The organism is Photobacterium chitinilyticum (genome assembly GCF_004104355.1).
Taxonomy (GTDB): Bacteria; Pseudomonadota; Gammaproteobacteria; order Enterobacterales; family Vibrionaceae; genus Photobacterium; species Photobacterium chitinilyticum.
Map to the genome: position 1 here is coordinate 224,167 of NZ_RJLM01000001.1, position 18,178 is coordinate 242,344.

15 protein-coding genes are annotated in these 18,178 nt (G+C 45.3%); 5 read left to right on the plus strand and 10 right to left on the minus strand.

Annotation, left to right across the window (positions count from 1 at the left end):
* Positions 1-17 precede the first annotated feature (17 nt).
* Positions 18-1,784, minus strand: coding sequence for a bifunctional glycosyltransferase family 4 protein/polysaccharide deacetylase (locus tag EDI28_RS01080; protein ID WP_128781993.1), 1,767 nt, complete (start codon positions 1,782-1,784; stop codon positions 18-20).
* A gap of 465 nt (positions 1,785-2,249) precedes the next feature.
* Here EDI28_RS01080 and EDI28_RS01085 point away from each other — a divergent pair, with 465 nt between their 5' ends.
* Positions 2,250-3,107, plus strand: coding sequence for a VirK/YbjX family protein (locus tag EDI28_RS01085; protein WP_128781994.1), 858 nt, complete (start codon positions 2,250-2,252; stop codon positions 3,105-3,107).
* A gap of 61 nt (positions 3,108-3,168) precedes the next feature.
* On the opposite strand, the gene dusC is transcribed toward EDI28_RS01085, so the two are convergent.
* Both dusC and EDI28_RS01095 read right to left on the minus strand, forming a co-directional pair.
* On the minus strand, positions 3,169-4,119 hold the full coding sequence (gene dusC / locus EDI28_RS01090) for a tRNA dihydrouridine(16) synthase DusC (protein ID WP_128782942.1): 951 nt from the start codon (positions 4,117-4,119) through the stop codon (positions 3,169-3,171).
* Positions 4,120-4,201: 82 nt separating this feature from the next.
* Positions 4,202-4,900 (minus strand): NAD(P)H-binding protein, encoded by a 699-nt coding sequence (locus EDI28_RS01095; protein WP_128781995.1) that lies wholly within the window; start codon positions 4,898-4,900, stop codon positions 4,202-4,204.
* Between the two features lie 196 nt (positions 4,901-5,096).
* On the opposite strand from EDI28_RS01095, the gene EDI28_RS01100 reads away from it, so the two are divergent.
* Complete coding sequence (locus tag EDI28_RS01100; protein WP_128781996.1) at positions 5,097-5,744, plus strand: YecA/YgfB family protein; 648 nt, start codon at positions 5,097-5,099, stop codon at positions 5,742-5,744.
* On the plus strand, positions 5,744-6,157 hold the full coding sequence (locus EDI28_RS01105; RefSeq protein ID WP_128781997.1) for a (deoxy)nucleoside triphosphate pyrophosphohydrolase: 414 nt from the start codon (positions 5,744-5,746) through the stop codon (positions 6,155-6,157). Before EDI28_RS01100 ends, EDI28_RS01105 begins: the two co-directional genes overlap by 1 nt.
* 58 nt (positions 6,158-6,215) lie before the next feature.
* Here EDI28_RS01105 and dsbB read toward each other — a convergent pair whose 3' ends face one another.
* Together dsbB and nhaB are read right to left on the minus strand one after the other, a co-directional pair.
* Positions 6,216-6,737, minus strand: coding sequence for a disulfide bond formation protein DsbB (gene dsbB, locus EDI28_RS01110; protein WP_128781998.1), 522 nt, complete (start codon positions 6,735-6,737; stop codon positions 6,216-6,218).
* 91 nt (positions 6,738-6,828) lie between these two features.
* Positions 6,829-8,421, minus strand: a complete 1,593-nt coding sequence (nhaB, locus tag EDI28_RS01115) for a Na(+)/H(+) antiporter NhaB (protein ID WP_128781999.1) — start codon at positions 8,419-8,421, stop codon at positions 6,829-6,831.
* A gap of 470 nt (positions 8,422-8,891) precedes the next feature.
* On the opposite strand from nhaB, the gene fadR reads away from it, so the two are divergent.
* Positions 8,892-9,743: a fatty acid metabolism transcriptional regulator FadR gene (gene fadR / locus EDI28_RS01120; RefSeq protein ID WP_128782000.1), complete on the plus strand. Its 852-nt coding sequence runs from the start codon at positions 8,892-8,894 to the stop codon at positions 9,741-9,743.
* A 111-nt stretch (positions 9,744-9,854) separates the two neighbouring features.
* Here the strand turns inward: fadR and EDI28_RS01125 are convergent, their stop codons facing one another.
* The 3 genes from EDI28_RS01125 to EDI28_RS01135 are packed head-to-tail and all read right to left on the minus strand — an operon-like array spanning position 9,855 to position 14,659.
* Complete coding sequence (locus EDI28_RS01125; RefSeq protein ID WP_128782001.1) at positions 9,855-11,384, minus strand: SpoVR family protein; 1,530 nt, start codon at positions 11,382-11,384, stop codon at positions 9,855-9,857.
* A 30-nt stretch (positions 11,385-11,414) separates the two neighbouring features.
* Positions 11,415-12,686 (minus strand): YeaH/YhbH family protein, encoded by a 1,272-nt coding sequence (locus EDI28_RS01130; RefSeq protein ID WP_128782002.1) that lies wholly within the window; start codon positions 12,684-12,686, stop codon positions 11,415-11,417.
* 38 nt (positions 12,687-12,724) lie between these two features.
* Positions 12,725-14,659, minus strand: a complete 1,935-nt coding sequence (locus EDI28_RS01135) for a PrkA family serine protein kinase (RefSeq protein WP_128782003.1) — start codon at positions 14,657-14,659, stop codon at positions 12,725-12,727.
* 572 nt (positions 14,660-15,231) lie between these two features.
* Between EDI28_RS01135 and EDI28_RS01140 the strand changes: the two genes are divergently transcribed.
* A complete protein-coding gene (locus tag EDI28_RS01140) occupies positions 15,232-15,612 on the plus strand; it encodes a VOC family protein (protein WP_128782004.1) in 381 nt (126 codons plus the stop codon).
* A gap of 115 nt (positions 15,613-15,727) precedes the next feature.
* Here the strand turns inward: EDI28_RS01140 and EDI28_RS01145 are convergent, their stop codons facing one another.
* Together EDI28_RS01145 and gap are read right to left on the minus strand one after the other, a co-directional pair.
* A complete protein-coding gene (locus EDI28_RS01145; protein ID WP_128782005.1) occupies positions 15,728-16,603 on the minus strand; it encodes a D-hexose-6-phosphate mutarotase in 876 nt (291 codons plus the stop codon).
* A 307-nt stretch (positions 16,604-16,910) separates the two neighbouring features.
* Entirely contained in the window at positions 16,911-17,906 is a 996-nt protein-coding gene (gap, locus tag EDI28_RS01150) for a type I glyceraldehyde-3-phosphate dehydrogenase (RefSeq protein ID WP_128782006.1), read from the minus strand.
* Positions 17,907-18,178: the final 272 nt, after the last annotated feature.

Sequence of the window (18,178 nt, forward strand, 5' to 3'; positions counted from 1 at the left end):
TTATATCTATACCTCAATTACCTTACTTTTCTAAAAAGATAGTTGCCGCGAATTTTCCGCCATAATCCAAAGACATCGGTGCGGGGGAAAATACCAATACGGCGGATCTGATAAGGATCCTGATGAAACTGCAGCGGTCCTGAATTGGTGGCGACTGCAAATTGGTAACCAACATCTTTCGCGATATGTTTGGAATCATCGTTATGAAGGCCAAACGGGTAGGCAAAAGACGTTAATGGTTTGCCAAGCAGCTCTTCAAGTTGCTGTTTGTTGCCGATTATTTCTTGATACTGCTCGTTGTGAGATAGGGTATCTAATTTCGGGTGAGTTATTGTATGGCCGCCAATTTCAATAATGCCAGATTCAGCCAATGCCTTGACTTGATCCGCTGTCATCAGAGAAACCTGATTTTCGGGATTGTCAGGATTCTCGACATCCCAGCGATTGAAGGTTTCTCCAGTTACCACATACACCACTGCCTTAAATCCGTATTTTTTGAGTAACGGCAGCATTAAGTGGTAGTTGTCAGCATATCCGTCATCTACGGTAAGCATTATGTAGCGCTTCCCCGGTTCTAAGCGGCGAATGACGTTAGCTTCCGCTAAGTCTTCAAACGTAAGCGATTCAAACCCCATGCGTTTTAAAAGTTTAAGGTGTTTTTCGAACATCTTAATATGGAGGTATGTACCGTGTACGCCCTTTTCGCTCTCATCCTGTATGAAACGGTGATACATAATGACGGGCATCTCGCGTCGTAGCGTATCGATGTAAACGTCTTGGTAGACGTGTTCGATATGGTCAACAACGGAAGATAAGTCATAGCTGGCTTTGATGGTTTCAGTTACCTCTGGATCACATTGTTTTTGGCCAAGTCCTCGTTCGACTTCATTGGCGATAGTACTAAACTCAATATCCAAATCTGTTGGGCCAATATCGCCAAAATTGGTTGCTATGGCGTGTTGGATATTTTTTGATGTTACGATACCAATACTGGTGGCTTCGCCAATAGCAAGGGTGGGACGCCCACACATCAGTGACTCTATCGCTACGCGACCTGCACCGATCACCAAATCTGCCCCGCTAAGCATTTCGGGTACATTGTGAGTGTAACCTGTGAAGGTTACTTTGTTTTTAAAAGCCTCGAAACGAGCGTCAAGTTGTGAACCGGATACGACACGAACATCGTATTTATCTAAGTCTAAACACTTGTCTAGCAACCGGTAACATAATTCGCCTTTAGGGCCTGTTAACCGACCTATAATAGTGACAACTGGACGTGCGTTATTTGGTGGTGTCATTACCTGAAACCGGTCGGTTTCAATGCCGTTGCGGCTAACGACAAGTTGTTCCTTGGGTACGCCGAGATCTTGAACTAACTGGTCTTTAATGGCTTCGCAAACGGGTAATGCCTTGTTGCCCATGGCATGAAATTTCTTGCGGGAGGCATGTACAGGCTGCCGTCCGTGTACCGTTGTTACCATCGGTGTGCCCGTTAGTTTGCATGCTACGTGACAGCTCCAACTGGATGCTCGTGAATGGGCATGAACAAGCTGAATATTATGCTTTTTAATCAGATAGATTAGGTATCCGACATGCCAAAAGCGTCTTGGAATACTGCGTTTGTTGAAACGTAATTTGAAGAATGACCCCTGATGAGGCTTGGTGAGAGTATCGGAAGTATAATAAACCCGATGTCCGCGTGTTGTTAGTTCGTTGCCGACTGTCGTTGCGTAGACTTCTGCACCCGTAACCTCAAGTTGTGAAAGAGCCATTAAGATATTCATATCAAATCCATATTCAATTAAAACAGAGTGTTATTGGCTTATACGAAACAGGTTGTTAATGATTTATTTGTTATCAGTAGTGGTTTTTGATGAACAATAATACAGTGTATTAATGGTTTGAAGTATTAGGGTGTATTAATATGTAGGCCTGTATGTACAAATGCGTACAAAATGTTTCACTGTAATTGTTGTTTGTTATCGCCTGCAAAAAGTACACTGTTCAAAATAATAGCCAAGGCAATAAGATTGAGTCTAAATTATATGTGGTCGGAATGTGATAGGTTCGGTGGTTATATTTATTGTCGCTACTATAAGAGTTATCGGTAATAAATTGATTTATTAGTTACATACTGTTTTTAAGTGTGTCTGGTTATTCACTTTTTGAATAGGTTTAGTTGTTTTAATGAACGGTTATTTGGTTTATTTTCAGCGTGTTAGTAATTAATGTGATGAATTGGTGTTATTTTGAATATCATTAGTGCTGCGGTAATGAGTTATCCTAACGATCCGAAAATAGTAAAACATGTTAGTAAGTTTTTATTAAGAGGACTAGTTTATTATCCGCATTTAACCCGGTTAATGAAAAACTTTCAGGGACCATATAAAGAGCTTCTCTTTTCAAAACAACCAGACTTTTTAACAAAATGCATGAGACCATATTTGCATATGGGGTTAAAAAAGTTAGATGTTGTGAATATGCTAATTGATCACCACCGTTGGGTGAAAAATTCATTTTCTAAAGAAAAGCTGAATTTAATCTATCAAGAGGGCATTACTCTTGATGAATTTACCATTGGTGATAATACTTATTATATGACGTTATCCTATGAGGGGCGCTATTGGAAAGAAGGGGAGTTAACTCTCAGGCTGACGGATAATATGGGTATAAACTACTACGTATTATCTTTTACGGTCTTTCGAAATAATGCCTATATAGGTGGGGTACAGGGACCTGATATAGATAATGGTTTTAGCCGGCTGGCCACAAAAGGTCTATTCGGTCTTCGGCCAAAATCATTGATGTTGGAAACGTTGCGTTTTGTGTTGCAATCACTGTCTGTGAATAAAATATATGGCGTTAAAAATCGGTCTCATACTTATACATCAGTCCGCTATTTGAGCAAAAAAATTCATTTTGATTATGATCAGTTCTGGGAGGAGCATGCGGGCGTTTCATATAACAAAAACCTGTATGCAATACCGCTGTATTCGGAGAGAAGAAAGGTCGAAGATCTAAAACGGACAAAACGTAAAATGTATCGAGATCGCTATGCATGGCTTGATAGCTATAATCATGCCGTAAAAAAGGCCTTAGCTAGCTAGGTCAACACACCCTAGACAACTTCCCCAGCCCTGGGCTGGGGTATGTTTGCTAAATTGGGAGCTAGGCAGCAAGATGCCGGTGAGCGGACTGCAGGATCTCGACAATCGGAGCCGCTTTATTGAGACGGCGAATATCGGTAAATAGCTCTTTGGCTTCGGGGTATTCATGGCGTAGGTAGGCAAACCACTGCTTGACCCTGTTCGGGTAGTAAAGGCCCTTATCCCCTTTGATTTCGTACTGAGAATAGCGCAGAAGCAACTCCAGAACTTCAAACCAGCTCATGTGGGTATCGTTGTGTTTTACTACATTACACAAATTCGGTAGGTTCAGTGCGCCGCGGCAAACCATTAAGGCATCAACTTGTGTAGCCTGTAAGCAGTCTTGACCGTTCTGATAATTCCACACTTCACCGTTGGCAATGATCGGAATCTGTGTTTTTTCTTTGATTTGGCGGATGTAGTTCCACTTGATGGTTTCTGCTTTGTAACCGTCGACTTTGGTACGTGCATGGATAGCTATCTCATCGCCACCTGCCTGGGCGACAGCATCGGCAATTTCAAAGCAGTGCGCCGGATCATCCCAGCCAAGCCGGACTTTGGCTGTTACTGGTTTTCTTGGGTCCGTTGCTTGGCGAACAGCCTTAACGATGCGGTACATAAGTTCCGGATCCTGAAGCAGGACAGCACCACCACGGCTCTTGTTGACGGCTTTGGCAGGACAACCGAAATTGATATCAATTCCGGCCGATCCCAGCTGTACAGCGCGGTGGGCGTTTTCAGCCAGCCAGTTGGGATCTTGTCCCAGCAGCTGAACTCGTACCGGAGTGCCGGAAGTCGTTAGGCCGCCATGACGTAACTCCGGGCACAGACGATAAAAGACGCTATTAGGCAGTAATTGATCAATTACGCGCACGAACTCGGTGACGCAAAGATCATAATCGTTAATTTCGGTTAGCATCTCACGCATCAAATGATCGAGAACACCTTCCATTGGGCCTAATATTACACGCATCGCTTTTGGCATTCGCTTTCTCGCACTGCACCATTGTCTATATAAGGGGCGAGATTTTAGTCCGGAATAACGAGCTTGTCACCTAATCCTGCAGTATATGGTGCGAATCAGGGAATAAAGCCTTCCCGGAGACAATCGTTACCGCGTCAATAAGCTTGTCTTCTGCGAGCAAAGAGAGAGACAGCATTGAGCGAGCGACTTGCTCGGCTGGAATGGGTGTCAGATGAGCTATAGGGCCAATCGTCAATGGTTTGATAATATCGAAAACGCCCTGTACAACCTGCTCATCATGCCGAGGAACAGAGCGCTCGCCTTTTAGCGGACCAGGACGGACAAAGATACAGTGGGAGAACCCCATTTTTTTGATGGCTTGTTCCATCTTTCCCTTGCAGCGTAAGTAATGCGAAGGTGACCATGGATGAGCAAACAGGCTGGATATCACAACGAGATGCCGGACTCCCAGTAAATGCATTGTCGTGGCCACATCCTTGACCAACTGAAAATCGACAGCTTCCAAAGCTTGATTGCTGCCTGCCTGTTTTTTGGTGGTACCCAGGCAGATAAAGCCATGTGTCGGTATTGGATCGGTTTCACCCCAGGCTGTGACTCTTAGTTCTGGGTGTATGACTTGAACGAGCTTTTTGCTGTGAAAAGGCAACTCACGGCGAGAGAGTGAATAGACGGTATGAAAATGTGGGTGTGCAAGCAGCTGGTGGAGCAATTCATCCCCAACTAGGCCACTGGCACCGGCAATGATGGCGTTTGCTTTCCCTTGAGACATCGACATCGTCCTGATACTTGTCGTTAATTTTTCCATTTTTGCCTGTATTAGCAGTAAAATTCAACAAAAAATATCAGCTTATGCCTAGTCTGTGCATTTTGTGGGATTTATCGTACTTGCTGAAACGAGCATATTAAAGTGGTTTGGGTATATAATCTGCGCCTAATCTGTATTGCTAGATAAACCGGAACACACGATGACAGAATTAATGACATTACCTGCAGACTGGGAAGGCATGCCTGCCGCTTTCATTGAAGGTGCCTTGCTGGCTGCTAATGCCAACCCTAAACCGCTGGAGCCTGAGACGTGGTTACCCGTACTCGTGCACGGTGGGGTGGTAGAAGATGAACAGATCACGGTGGCTGGTGAATCAAAAATGGCCATCTTGAATCACTTTGAAATGCAATACCGATATATCAAGGCTGGCGAATATGTATTGCCGGAACAGGTCTGTTGGCAGGAGGTGTCTGGTGTTAGCGATAGTATGAGTCACTTTGCCGAGGGGTTTCTTGCAGTGTGGCCTTATATTGAGCCTGGCTGGGCCGATCAGGTTATGTCTGATGGTACCATGCGTATGCTCTCGGCTTTGCTGACAACTTGTATGCTGATAGTTGACGAGAAAACGACGTTGGCTCAGATGAAAGAAGCCGGTGTTGAGGGTATGCCACAGCCAGCTGAACTATATACCCAGTTGCCGTTGATGTTGAACGAAGTCGTTATGGCGGCAGATGAGCTTCAGCAAGGTGCGGCAGCTCAGGCCGTTAATCCGTATAAAGAGACAGGTCGAAATGATGCCTGCCTGTGTGGTAGCGGCAAGAAGTTCAAACAGTGTTGCGGTAAGTAATGGGTGAGCATAGCCTGTTATCTGATAATAAACCGGTGATCCTGGTTGTTGCTGCCGTTATCGAAAAAGAAGGCCGTTTTCTGTTAGCCCAACGCTTTGACCATGCTAGCCAGGGCGGTTTATGGGAGTTTCCTGGCGGTAAGGTTGAAGATGGAGAAACACCCGAGCAAGCCCTTGAGCGTGAGCTGCAAGAAGAGTTAGCAATTACTACGCGAACTGGCCGGTGGCTAGCTGATAGCGTGTTTGACTACGGTGACAAAGTTATTCATCTGAAAGGTTACCTGAGCCACTGGCAAACCGGAGAGCTGAAGCTGCATAGCCATCAGGATGCGGTGTGGCTTCAACATGACGAAATGATGTCTTATCCGCTGTGTCCTGCGGATTATCCGATTGTGGCTGCTCTGGGGGACTAAACAAAAAAGCGAAAGGCCTTCGCCTCTCGCTTTTTATTCTCGATTTCTGTTCTAGCCTCTAGAACCTTTGTTTCTTTTTGCCAAAAAATTGCGCAATAACAATCAAAGCCAACACAATAAGATTGGCGGCAAAAATAACAACCAGCCACTGTGGCATTGACTGACCAAGGAATGACCACACCACCTTACTGCAATCGCCTGTTGCTTCAAACATCCAAGGAACCCATTGGTTTAATGGTGCCCAGTCCGGAAACGTGACGAATAGATCACAGGTGGCAAAAGGTGACGGGTTGAATTGATAGCCAACGTGCTCATTAGCTAATGCAAAACCCTGATAAGCGCTGTAGCCCCATGCGGTAAGTCCGGCCCAGCGGATCGCGGGATTTTTAGGTGCAATCAAACCAAGCAGTGCGGCAAAGCCAATTCCCATCATCGCCACACGTTCATAAATACACATGACACAAGGATCTAGCTTCATTACATGCTGGAAGAACAGGGCACATGCCTCAAAGAAAATGATGAAAATGAGCAGTAACAGCCATGATAACCGGCTTTTGGAAAAGGTATTCAGAAATTGCATGGAATGATCTCACCTAAACGTAAAACAAAGCCCTGACAAATCAGGGCTTTGAAGTTGTTATTTCTGACACTTATCTTTGCTAAAGATTCAATTAATGTCCAGTTGCCGGTGCAATTTGTGAGGCAGCTTCCGCAATATGGTGGCTTAGCCAGCCCATGTCATGGAACCAATCAGTCATTGGTACCAGCATAAACTCGATACCGGCTAGGCCGACCAGTGACAGCACAATAGTATATGGCAGTGCCATATAGACCATGCGGCCGTAAGACAGACGAATCAACGGAGCCAGTGCTGAGGTCAATGCGAATAGGAACGCCGCCTGACCGTTTGGTGTTGCCACTGATGGTAGGTTGGTACCGGTGTTGATCGCAACGGCCAGCATGTCGAACTGATCACGGGTAATGACACCGTTTGTAAGTGCTGTTTTTACTTCGTTGATGTAAACAGTACCGACGAACACGTTATCCGATACCATTGATAGCAGGCCGTTGGCAATGTAGAACATTGTCATTTGAGCACTGCCTTCAAGGCTCAGCACCATCTGGATAATCGGGGCAAACAAATGTTGATCGATAATAACCGCAACAATAGAGAAGAAAACGGCAAGCAGCGCGGTGAATGGCAGTGCTTCTTCGAATGCTTTGCCTAGCGCATGTTCTTCCGTAATACCGGTAAAAGATGTCGCCAGGATAATTACGGTGAGACCGATCAGGCCGACAGCCGCAAGGTGAAGAGCAAGGCCAAGAATTAGCCAAACCGCAATAATTACCTGAACGCCTAGCTTGGCGTAATCGATGTTGGTACGGCGTTTGCGTTCTTCTTCGTCAAAATCGACCAAAATCTTACGAACGTTTTCCGGTAGGCGAGTGCCATAGCCACAAATCTGGAACTTCTCAACAAGTATACAAGTGAGTAGACCACAGAAGAAAACCGGCAAAGTTACAGGGGCCATACGTAGAATGAATTCACCGAACATCCAACCTGCCTGATCGGCGATAATTAGGTTCTGAGGTTCACCCACCATGGTCATAACTCCACCTAGCGCAGTACCGATCCCGGCATGCATCAGTAGGCTGCGTAGAAATGAACGGTAGTTTTCAAGGTCATTACGACTAACTTCCCGAATATGCATATCGGTTGTGTGATCGTGAGAGGCGTGAGGCTCCTGGCCCGAGGCAACCTTGTGGTAGATGCTGTAGAAACCAATAGTCACACTGATTACTACTGCGATCACGGTCAGTGCATCAAGGAATGCTGACAGAAAGGCTGCCATAACAACAAAAGACAGCGAGAGCAGCGTTTTTGACTGAATGCCTATCAGTATCTTGGTGAAGATAAACAGCAGCAGCTGTTTCATGAAGTAGATACCGGCAACCATGAAGATCAGTAATAACAATACTTCGATGTTGGCAACCAGTTCGTGCTTGACCTGCTCGGGGCTGGTCATCCCTATCGCAACCGCTTCGATGGCCAGCAAACCACCGGGTTGTAGTGGATAACATTTCAGGGCCATGGCCAGGGTAAAGATAAATTCAATTACCAGTAGCCAGCCCGCAACAAAGGGGTCGATTAGAAAAAAGACGATTGGGTTGATGATAAGAAAGGCAATGATTGCCAATTTGTACCAGTCAGGAGCCTTGCCTAAAAAGTTTTTAATTAAGGCGTTCCCTAGCGAAATAGCCATGTTCTTGGATCTCTCAAAATGCGCTAATTATTCGATGAGCTGGTTGCTACATGCCTTTGTAGTCTGAGAGCAGGATAACCATTGTTAGTCTGGTTAAGTGTTCTTACGGACCCTCTAAGCTAAAAATCATATCCTTGATGGTTTTTAACTTAAAGTAGGCAGCAGCATCCATTTAGCTCCCAGTGTTCGATCGTGCTAACTGTAACGTTTGATCTAGATCAGTCAAGTAGAGAGACGAGAAGATGCTGAATTAATTGATAACTCATCTCTAAACTGGGGATTTAGGTCGCTAGATTACCATGCTCTGAAATATTTGCTTACAATTCGCAGGAAACGTTGAGCATCGTCAAATTTCGAGGCGTAAAGTAAAACATGTCTTTTGCGTACCCAGCAGAGTTTCGCCCAATGCATAACTAGTGGTATGATGAGTTAATAATATATAAGCAAGAAGCAACTGGAAAAATAATCAGATGGTCATAAAGGCTGATAGCCCAGCAACATTTGCTGAGAAATATATCATAGAGAGTATCTGGAATAATCATTTCCCACAGGGATCGATTCTTCCGGCAGAGAGGGAACTTTCCGAACTGATCGGTGTTACCCGAACGACTTTGCGTGAGGTGTTGCAACGCCTTGCTCGTGATGGCTGGCTGACTATCCAGCATGGTAAGCCGACACGTGTTAACAATTATATGGACACGTCAGGGCTGAGTATTCTCGATACTTTAATCACTTTAGATGGACAAGATGTCCAAGGGGTGCTTGAAGATTTGCTGTCTGCTCGTACGGATATTAGCAGTGTTTACATGCGATATGCCGTAAAAGGGAATCATGAAGAAGCCAGCCAATTGCTGGGTGAAGTGATTACTTCTTGTGAGGCGCTGTTAAAAGCCGATAGCTTTGTTGACTTCGTTGAATCAAACGAAGAAAAAACTGTGCTGATGCAGGAAGTGAAAAAGATCGTGGATAAATACGGTAAAGATCAGCCAGAGCTTTGCGAAGCGGTTTGCCGTGCCCGTGCGTTTAACTATTATGACTACCGTATGTTCCAAGGGATGGCGGCAAAATCCGGCAATACCTTGTACGTCCTGACGATTAATGGTTTACGTAAGATTTATACCCGTGTAGGCGGCTATTACTTTATGTCGAAGGAAGCCTGTGAGCTTGCACTTAGTTTCTATCGTGACATGAAGTCTTACTGTGACAATCATCAGCCAGAGCTGGTTGCTGATCGCATCAAAAAATATGGCCGTGAAAGTGGGGCGATTTGGTATAGCAACCGCATTGAGATTGCTCGTTACCTATATGAAGAAGAGCAATAAGCTAGAGAGTCGCGAAATGCGGTTCGAGAGCTGGAATTGTTTAAAACAAAGGAGATGCAGAAGCATCTCCTTTTTTTATTCTCTAAACTAGAATCGTGTCCCCCTAAGTGATTATATCTCCGAATCATATTGATTGCGGACAGGGCAGGTGCCAAGGATCTGGGTTCTGCCATCGGGTAGCTCTTCTTCTAGCGTGACATCAAAGCCCCATAGTCGGTGCATATGCTTCAGTACTTCTGAATGGCTTTCGGCCAGAGGGATCCGGTTGTGCGGAACATACCTCAGGGTTAGCGATCGATCACCTTTTAATGCGACATTCCATACTTGGATGTTTGGTTCATTGTTGCTGAGGTTGTACTGGGAAGAGAGCTTCTCGCGAATTGCTCGGTAACCTTCTTCATTATGAATTGCACTGACTTCAACATAGTTGTAACGGTCATCGTCATCCACTGCGAAGAACTTAAACTCGCGCATCAACTTTGGTGACAGGTATTGGCTGATGAAACTCTCGTCCTTGAAGTTCTCCATAGCGAAGTGCAGGGTCTCCAACCAGTCTTTACCGGCAACATCCGGGAACCAGTATTTATCCTCTTCAGTTGGGTTCTCACAGATCCGGCGAATATCTTGAAACATAGCAAAACCTAGCGCATACGGGTTGATTCCGCTGTAGTACGGACTATTGTACTCCGGCTGGGCCACCACGTTGGTATGGCTGTGGAGGAACTCGATAATAAATCGGTCGGTGACGAGGCCTTCGTCATAAAGGTGATTGAGGATCGTGTAGTGCCAAAATGTTGCCCAGCCTTCGTTCATGACCTGGGTCTGTTTTTGCGGATAGAAATATTGGCTGACTTTTCGCACGATACGTACTATTTCACGCTGCCATGGCTCTAATAATGGCGCGTGTTTCTCGATGAAATACAGAATATTTTCTTGAGGTTCATGTGGAAAACGGGCTTCTTCTGTTTTGAGTTCTTTCTCTTCCAGGACAGGAATAGTGCGCCAGAGTGAGTTTACCTGAGTTTGCAGGTAATCTTCACGTGCCTTTTGCCGGGCTTTTTCCTCGATGAGTGAAATTTTTTGTGGTCGCTTATACCGATCCACACCATAGTTCATTAGCGCATGGCAGGAATCGAGCAGCCTTTCGACCTCATCAACACCGTATTTCTCTTCACAATCGGTAATATATTTACGGGCAAAGAGTAGGTAATCGATGATGGAACTGGCATCTGTCCAGGTTTTAAACAGGTAGTTGCCCTTGAAAAACGAGTTGTGGCCATAACAGGCATGGGCCATCACCAATGCCTGCATAGTGATGGTATTCTCTTCCATCAGGTAAGATATACAGGGATCGGAGTTAATCACAATCTCGTAAGCTAGCCCCATTTGGCCATGCTTGTAACCACGCTCTGTTTCGATAAAGCGCTTTCCGAAAGACCAATGATGGTAGTTGATGGGCATCCCGATACTGGAATAGGCATCCATCATCTGTTCGGCAGTGATGATCTCGATCTGGTTTGGATAGGCGTCAAGCCGATAATGATCGGCGACGCGCTTAATTTCTTTGTGATACTGCTCAAGCAGGTCAAACGTCCAATCCGGACCATCACTGAGTGTCTTTGACTTAGTGGTTGTAACCATAACACACTCCCCTATAGCGCTTGCCGACATCTAGTTTACTTGCTTTTTGAATAGCTCCCGGAATACCGGGAAGATGTCTTCCACACTCCTTATGTTTTGCATCGCAAAGTTGCTGTGGCTTGCCTGTAGTGCCTCATACTCCCGCCACAGTGTCTGATGTGCTCGACGAGTGATCTCAATGTATGAGTAGTAACGGCTGACTGGCAGGATATGCTTATCCAGCAGTTCGCGGCAGCCGGGTGAGTCATCCGCCCAGTTATCACCGTCCGACGCTTGCGCCGCGTATATATTCCATTCTGCCGGTGAGTAACGCTTTTTGATTATGTCATCCATCATCCGCAGCGCACTGGACACAATGGTGCCCCCAGTTTCCTGTGAGTAGAAAAACTCATGTTCATCGACTTCTTTGGCCTGAGTGTGGTGGCGAATAAAAACCACATCGACATTCTTATAGGTTCGGTTCAGGAACAGATACAGTAAGATATAGAAGCGTTTCGCCATATCTTTGGTGGCCTGATCCATTGAGCCGGACACATCCATCAAGCAGAACATAACAGCCTGGCTGGTTGGTAGCGGCCTGCGTTCGTAATTCTTATAGCGTAAATCAAATGTATCGATAAAAGGCACGCTGCTGATTCTTTCTCGCAGGGCCTGAATTTCCTGCTTCACTCTTTTTTCTTCGAGAGGCTGGGCTGGCTCGGTGTTCATCAAGTAGTCTAATACTTGTTCCAGTTCTCTTAGTTGGCGTCGCTTGGCTGCTGTCATCGCTGTCCGGCGTGCCAGTGAATTTTGAAGTGACTTCACGATGGCAATGTTGGCCGGTACTCCGGAAGATTTATACCCGGAGCGGAATGTCTTCCATTCCACAATTTTGTTGAGCTGATTCTTTTCTAGGTTTGGCAGTTCCAGATCTTCAAAAAGCAGATCGAGGTATTCGTCTTTGGATATTTGGAAAACAAATTCATCCTGGCCTTCACCATCCTGACTGGCCTGTCCTTCTCCGGCACCGCCTTGTCCCGCCCCTCCTTGGGGGCGTTCAATGCGGTCTCCGGGGCTGAACTGGTCGTTACCCGGGTGGACAACTTCACGTTGCCCACCACGGCCTTGGTGAAAGCTCGGCTCGCGGATATCACGGGAAGGAATAGTAATATCCTCCCCGCTTTCGACATCGGTAATCGAGCGTTTGTTAACCGCATCAGCAATCGATTCCTTGATTTGCTGTTTATGGCGGCGCAGAAAACGCTGACGGTTTACCGTGCTTTTGTTCTTACCGTTGAGCCTTCGGTCTATAAAATTCCCCATAAGCTCTCCCCTTATTCATCCCATAATTCCGTGGCAGGCTACGAAGACTTACGTACGCGCAGATACCATTCGGATAGCAGACGTACTTGCTTGCGGGTATAGCCCTTCTCCATCATACGAGCCACGAAGTCATCATGCTTCTTCTGCTCATCGGTGGATGTCTTGGCATTAAACGAGATGACCGGAAGCAGCTCTTCCGTATTCGAGAACATTTTCTTCTCGATAACGGTGCGCAGTTTTTCGTAGCTGGTCCAGTTCGGGTTCTTGCCTGCATTACTCGCACGGGCACGCAATACGAAGTTCACAATCTCATTACGGAAGTCTTTTGGATTACTGATACCGGCAGGCTTCTCAATTTTTTCAAGCTCATTGTTCAGCGCAGAGCGGTCAAACAACTGACCGGTTTCTGGATCGCGGTATTCTTGATCCTGAATCCAGAAATCAGCATAGCTGACATAGCGGTCAAAGATATTCTGGCCGTACTCTGAATAAGACTCGAGATAAGCGGTCTGAATTTCCTTGCCGATGAACTCAACATACTTCGGTGTCAGATAGCCCTTGAGGTGTTCAAGGTATTTCTCAGCCAGCTCCTGCGGGAACTGCTCACGTTCGATTTGCTGTTCCAGCACATAGAACAGATGAACGGGGTTAGCAGCCACTTCGGAGTGATCAAAGTTAAAGACTCGCGATAGGATCTTGAAGGCAAATCGGGTAGACAGGCCAGCCATCCCTTCGTCGACACCGGCATAGTCACGATACTCCTGGTAAGACTTAGCTTTAGGATCCGTGTCCTTCAGGGTTTCACCGTCATAGACGCGCATCTTAGAGTATTGACTTGAGTTTTCTGGCTCTTTCAGACGGGACAGCACGGTAAAGCGCGCCAGGATCTCCAGCGTACTTGGCGAGCAAGGTGCTGAGGATAGCTCACTGTTTTGCAGTAGTTTCTCGTAGATCTTCATTTCTTCCGAGACGCGAAGGCAATAAGGCACCTTGACAATATAGACACGGTCGAGAAACGCCTCGTTGTTCTTGTTGTTACGGAATGTCTGCCATTCTGATTCGTTGGAGTGGGCTAGGATGATACCGTCAAACGGCAGTGCCGAAAGCCCTTCAGTACCGTTGTAGTTACCTTCCTGTGTTGCTGTCAGTAACGGGTGTAGTACTTTTAACGGTGCCTTAAACATCTCGACGAATTCCATTAAGCCTTGGTTGGCTTTACACAATGCGCCTGAGTAGCTGTAAGCATCCGGATCGTCTTGGGCAAAATGCTCTAGCTGACGGATGTCGACTTTACCTACCAGTGACGAGATATCCTGGTTGTTTTCGTCTCCGGGTTCGGTTTTGGCGATACCGACCTGATCGAGAATAGACGGGCGAACCTTGACTACTTTGAATTTAGTGATATCGCCACCAAATTCGTGCAGGCGTTTGGCTGCCCATGGTGACATGATATTGTTCAGATAGCGCTCTGGGATGCCGAATTCTTTATTGAGGATATCTCCATCTTCATTTTTATCGAATAGGCAGAATGGATGGTCATTAACCGGGCTGCGCTCGCCATTGGCAGTCAGCACATAGACAGGCACTTTCTGCATCAGGCTCTTGAGTTTTTCAGCGAGTGATGATTTACCGCCACCGACTGGACCCAATAGGTAAAGAATTTGCTTACGTTCCTCTAAGCCTTGTGCGGCATGCTTGAGGTAAGAGACGATTTGCTCGATGGCATCTTCCATGCCGTAGAAGTCTTCAAACGTTTTGTAGCGTGAAATGACACGGTTGGAGAAAAGGCGGCTCAAACGTGGGTCTTGAGCGGTATCTATCATTTCTGGTTCGCCGATTGCCATTAGTAAGCGCTCTGCTGCATTGACGTATGAGCTACGGTCATTACGACAGATTTCAAGGAATTCTTGCAATGAAAGCTCTTCATCCTTGGCTTCTTCATAGCGTTGACGATAGTGGTCAAAAATACTCATGGTATGCCCCCTGAATCGTTCTTCAATCAATTAGAAAGGACGAAAACAAATAACTTTCACATCCCTCATATCTTAAGACTAGACCCAACTGATCAAATTGCTTCACTGAGTTGTTGGTTTATAAACTAAATTTCCCTTTTGTTCTTGCCTAACGAACTGAATGTTTTTTGAACATAATCTTACTATCCTCCTATAAATTGGGATGCGCAAGAGGATTTGTTTAAAAAAGATCGCTGGTTTTGTTGCGAAAGTGTGATCTGGGTTGTGGCGAGAAAGATAAGTCGCAAATCAGGAATATTATTTCATTGTTGGACTTATTGGCTAAATGTAAAGCATTTCAGTGTGTAAAAATATCCGAAAAACAATTTTATTCAGCTCAAAATGGCTTTCTGTGCGAGTTGAGTTTTATGAGGTGTTTTTTTCGTCTTGCAGAGAGAATTTTGAAGTCAGGGGAGAAATATAAAATTGTCACACACTGTCAAATAATTGCGATAGCGGCTTTTTTTGAGAGCGAAATCAAAACCCCTGACTTAAGCTAGAAAAGTAAAGGTAGGAAGGGGGGAGCCAAATTGATGGGTATTTCACGTGTTGATACAGTTTCGATTCCGGTTTCTGATCAGAGCTTGGCATTGCTTTTTTATCGTGATGCATTGGGGTTTGAGTTGATTCGTGATCATCACGCCGATAACCAAAAGCGTTGGATTCAATTGGCACCGAAGGGGGCCGAGACAACAATTAGCCTAGTGATACCGTTTGGAGGTATGGAAGCTGGCTCTGTCCAGGGGTTGGTTGTGCAAACTGATGATATTCATAGTACGCACAGTGAATTGAGCGATAGGGGAGTGCCTCTATCAGAAATTGTGACTATTATCGGTGGACGATTTGCTACGTTTGCAGATCCCGATGGTAATGGCTGGGTATTGATAGAAGCTAACTCGCATATGCTGGCCTAGGAGGAGACTCCGAGCGAGACAGATATAGGATGAACAGATGCTCCATATGTTTTTGCACGGTGCGCTGTTATTACAATGCCGCCTGCTCTGGCGGCATTGGTAATTGCAATTGATGTTATTTTTCTACTGAAATCTGCGTACTAAGCGTATGAGACTCGCCAGGTAACAATGTAATTGCCTGTTCGTGGATGGCGGATTCGACACACACCATTGTCTCGAAGCCGTCATCAGCCATATCAGCCATGCTCATTGAAAGCATCTGCCAAGGATTCCAAATCACAGCAGCATCATGACCCTGGTTGGTAACCAGAATTTTTCGCTGGTGCGGTTTATCATGAATGACAACCGGGTTGGTCGGTGAAGTGTAGACACGATCTGTTTCCGTGTTGAAAGTGAGCGTATCTCCACCTGCGAACATTTGGTTGCCCTGGGTGCTATCCAAGTATGTCTCTCCCATACCTGTGATTTCTAAATCGTTGATGGTGGCGATATTGAAATAAGTATGAAGCGCACCGCTGAAAGACCAAGCATGATCATCCGTATTGGTCGAAATGAGGCTAACTTTCAGTTCACGGCCAATCTCAAAGGTGATTTGGTTATGGAACCTGTGCGGCCAGATAGCACGAGTCGCATTTGTATCTTCCAGAGTCAGGGAAACAATTACACCTTGTTCGTTTTCACGGTGCTGGTGCAGAGTCCATTCGCTAGTGCGCGCAAAGCCATGAGAGGGAGTGGCTGCTTTGCCGAACCAAGGCCAGCAGACGGGTATTCCCCCCCGAATTGCTTTTGTTGTGTCGAATTCAGCCTTTTCGCTGAGCCAGATGATGTCATCTGAGCCTGTTGGCTTGAACCAAATGAGGTGGCCGCCGTGCAGAGAAATACCGGCTTCTGCCAACTCGTGAATAACACGGACAACTTTGATGCCTTGGTAGTCACAGACAGTGACAGCATCAGAGAGAACGGAAATTGTCGAAAGGTTACGTAAATCCATTAGATCTTCATTCCTTAGCAGTATTTAATCAGGTCAGTGCTTATTTGATTGATTCTTCGGCAAGATGAAAGGAAGCACCAATAAAATAAGGACTTATTTTTATTTAAAAAATATCAGTAAAAATTAAAATATATTTGTTAAATTTGTGGGTGTATTTTTGATTTTGCTCCATATTTTTATTGGTTGGTAGCCGATTATCACCGCTGAAAGCCGATTCTTTTTATCATGGTAGCGCTTGTTCATAATGAGCACATACAAAAAAGGCGGCTATAAAGCCGCCTTTTATCATTCTAGCTAAAAGCTTACATTACTTAGAGATGTGAGCAATTAGGTCAAGAACTTTGTTTGAGTAACCGATTTCGTTATCGTACCAAGATACAACTTTAACGAATTTGTCAGTTAGAGCAACACCAGCTTTAGCATCGAATACTGAAGTCTGAACTTCACCGATGAAGTCTTGAGAAACAACAGCGTCTTCAGTGTAACCAAGTACACCCTTAAGTTCGCCTTCTGATGCTTCTTTCATAGCAGCACAGATTGCTTCGTAAGATGCAGCAGTTTTTAGGTTAACTGTAAGGTCAACAACAGAAACGTTTGCAGTTGGTACGCGGAAAGCCATACCAGTTAGAAGGCCGTTTAGTTCTGGAAGAACAACGCCTACAGCTTTAGCAGCACCAGTTGAAGATGGGATGATGTTCTGAGAAGCACCACGACCACCACGCCAGTCTTTAGCTGAAGGACCATCTACAGTTTTCTGAGTTGCTGTTGTAGCGTGAACTGTTGTCATAAGACCAGATTCGATACCGAACTTGTCGTTAAGAACTTTAGCAACAGGTGCTAGACAGTTAGTAGTACAAGAAGCGTTAGAAACGATATCCTGACCATTGTAAGTGTCTTGGTTAACACCCATAACGATCATTGGAGTAGCGTCTTTAGAAGGACCAGTCAGAACAACTTTCTTCGCGCCAGCAGTGATGTGCTTACGTGCAGTCTCGTCTGTTAGGAAAAGGCCAGTTGCTTCAGCAACAACGTCAACGTTGATTGCATCCCACTTAAGGTCTTCTGGGTTACGCTCAGCAGTTACGCGAACAGTTTTACCGTTAACGATTAGGTTACCGCCTTCAACTTCAACAGTACCGTTGAAACGGCCGTGAGTTGAATCGTACTTAAGCATATATGCCATGTACTCAACGTCGATAAGGTCGTTGATACCAACAACTTCGATGTCGTTGCGCTCTTGCGCTGCGCGGAAAACAAAACGTCCAATACGGCCAAAACCGTTAATACCTACTTTGATAGTCATTACAGTTGCTCCACAACTTAATTTCTAATGAAAGATAACTGGTAGTAAAATTACAGAATCTTTTGTGACCCTGCAAGCCAAAAACGAACTTAAATTGCGTGAGGTCAAAAAAAAGTTCGGATTTTTTTTACATTCCTACTACAACGATGCAATTTCATACAAAACTAGTATGAATATTCATCATTGCTGTTGTTAACTTTTAATATCCACACTCAGTTCAATTAAAATATGCTTAAATGAACGAGTACATGTAAAATCCTTTAGAGCAGGAA

Excerpts from the sequence above, each read along its gene's own strand:
- EDI28_RS01080 (WP_128781993.1), bottom strand. The coding sequence starts at position 1,784 with ATGAATATCTTAATGGCTCTTTCACAACTTGAGGTTACGGGTGCAGAA.
- dusC (WP_128782942.1), bottom strand. The coding sequence starts at position 4,119 with ATGCGTGTAATATTAGGCCCAATGGAAGGTGTTCTCGATCATTTGATG.
- EDI28_RS01095 (WP_128781995.1), bottom strand. The coding sequence starts at position 4,900 with ATGTCTCAAGGGAAAGCAAACGCCATCATTGCCGGTGCCAGTGGCCTA.
- EDI28_RS01100 (WP_128781996.1), top strand. The coding sequence starts at position 5,097 with ATGACAGAATTAATGACATTACCTGCAGACTGGGAAGGCATGCCTGCC.
- EDI28_RS01105 (WP_128781997.1), top strand. The coding sequence starts at position 5,744 with ATGGGTGAGCATAGCCTGTTATCTGATAATAAACCGGTGATCCTGGTT.
- dsbB (WP_128781998.1), bottom strand. The coding sequence starts at position 6,737 with ATGCAATTTCTGAATACCTTTTCCAAAAGCCGGTTATCATGGCTGTTA.
- nhaB (WP_128781999.1), bottom strand. The coding sequence starts at position 8,421 with ATGGCTATTTCGCTAGGGAACGCCTTAATTAAAAACTTTTTAGGCAAG.
- fadR (WP_128782000.1), top strand. The coding sequence starts at position 8,892 with ATGGTCATAAAGGCTGATAGCCCAGCAACATTTGCTGAGAAATATATC.
- EDI28_RS01125 (WP_128782001.1), bottom strand. The coding sequence starts at position 11,384 with ATGGTTACAACCACTAAGTCAAAGACACTCAGTGATGGTCCGGATTGG.
- EDI28_RS01130 (WP_128782002.1), bottom strand. The coding sequence starts at position 12,686 with ATGGGGAATTTTATAGACCGAAGGCTCAACGGTAAGAACAAAAGCACG.
- EDI28_RS01135 (WP_128782003.1), bottom strand. The coding sequence starts at position 14,659 with ATGAGTATTTTTGACCACTATCGTCAACGCTATGAAGAAGCCAAGGAT.
- EDI28_RS01140 (WP_128782004.1), top strand. The coding sequence starts at position 15,232 with ATGGGTATTTCACGTGTTGATACAGTTTCGATTCCGGTTTCTGATCAG.
- EDI28_RS01145 (WP_128782005.1), bottom strand. The coding sequence starts at position 16,603 with ATGGATTTACGTAACCTTTCGACAATTTCCGTTCTCTCTGATGCTGTC.
- gap (WP_128782006.1), bottom strand. The coding sequence starts at position 17,906 with ATGACTATCAAAGTAGGTATTAACGGTTTTGGCCGTATTGGACGTTTT.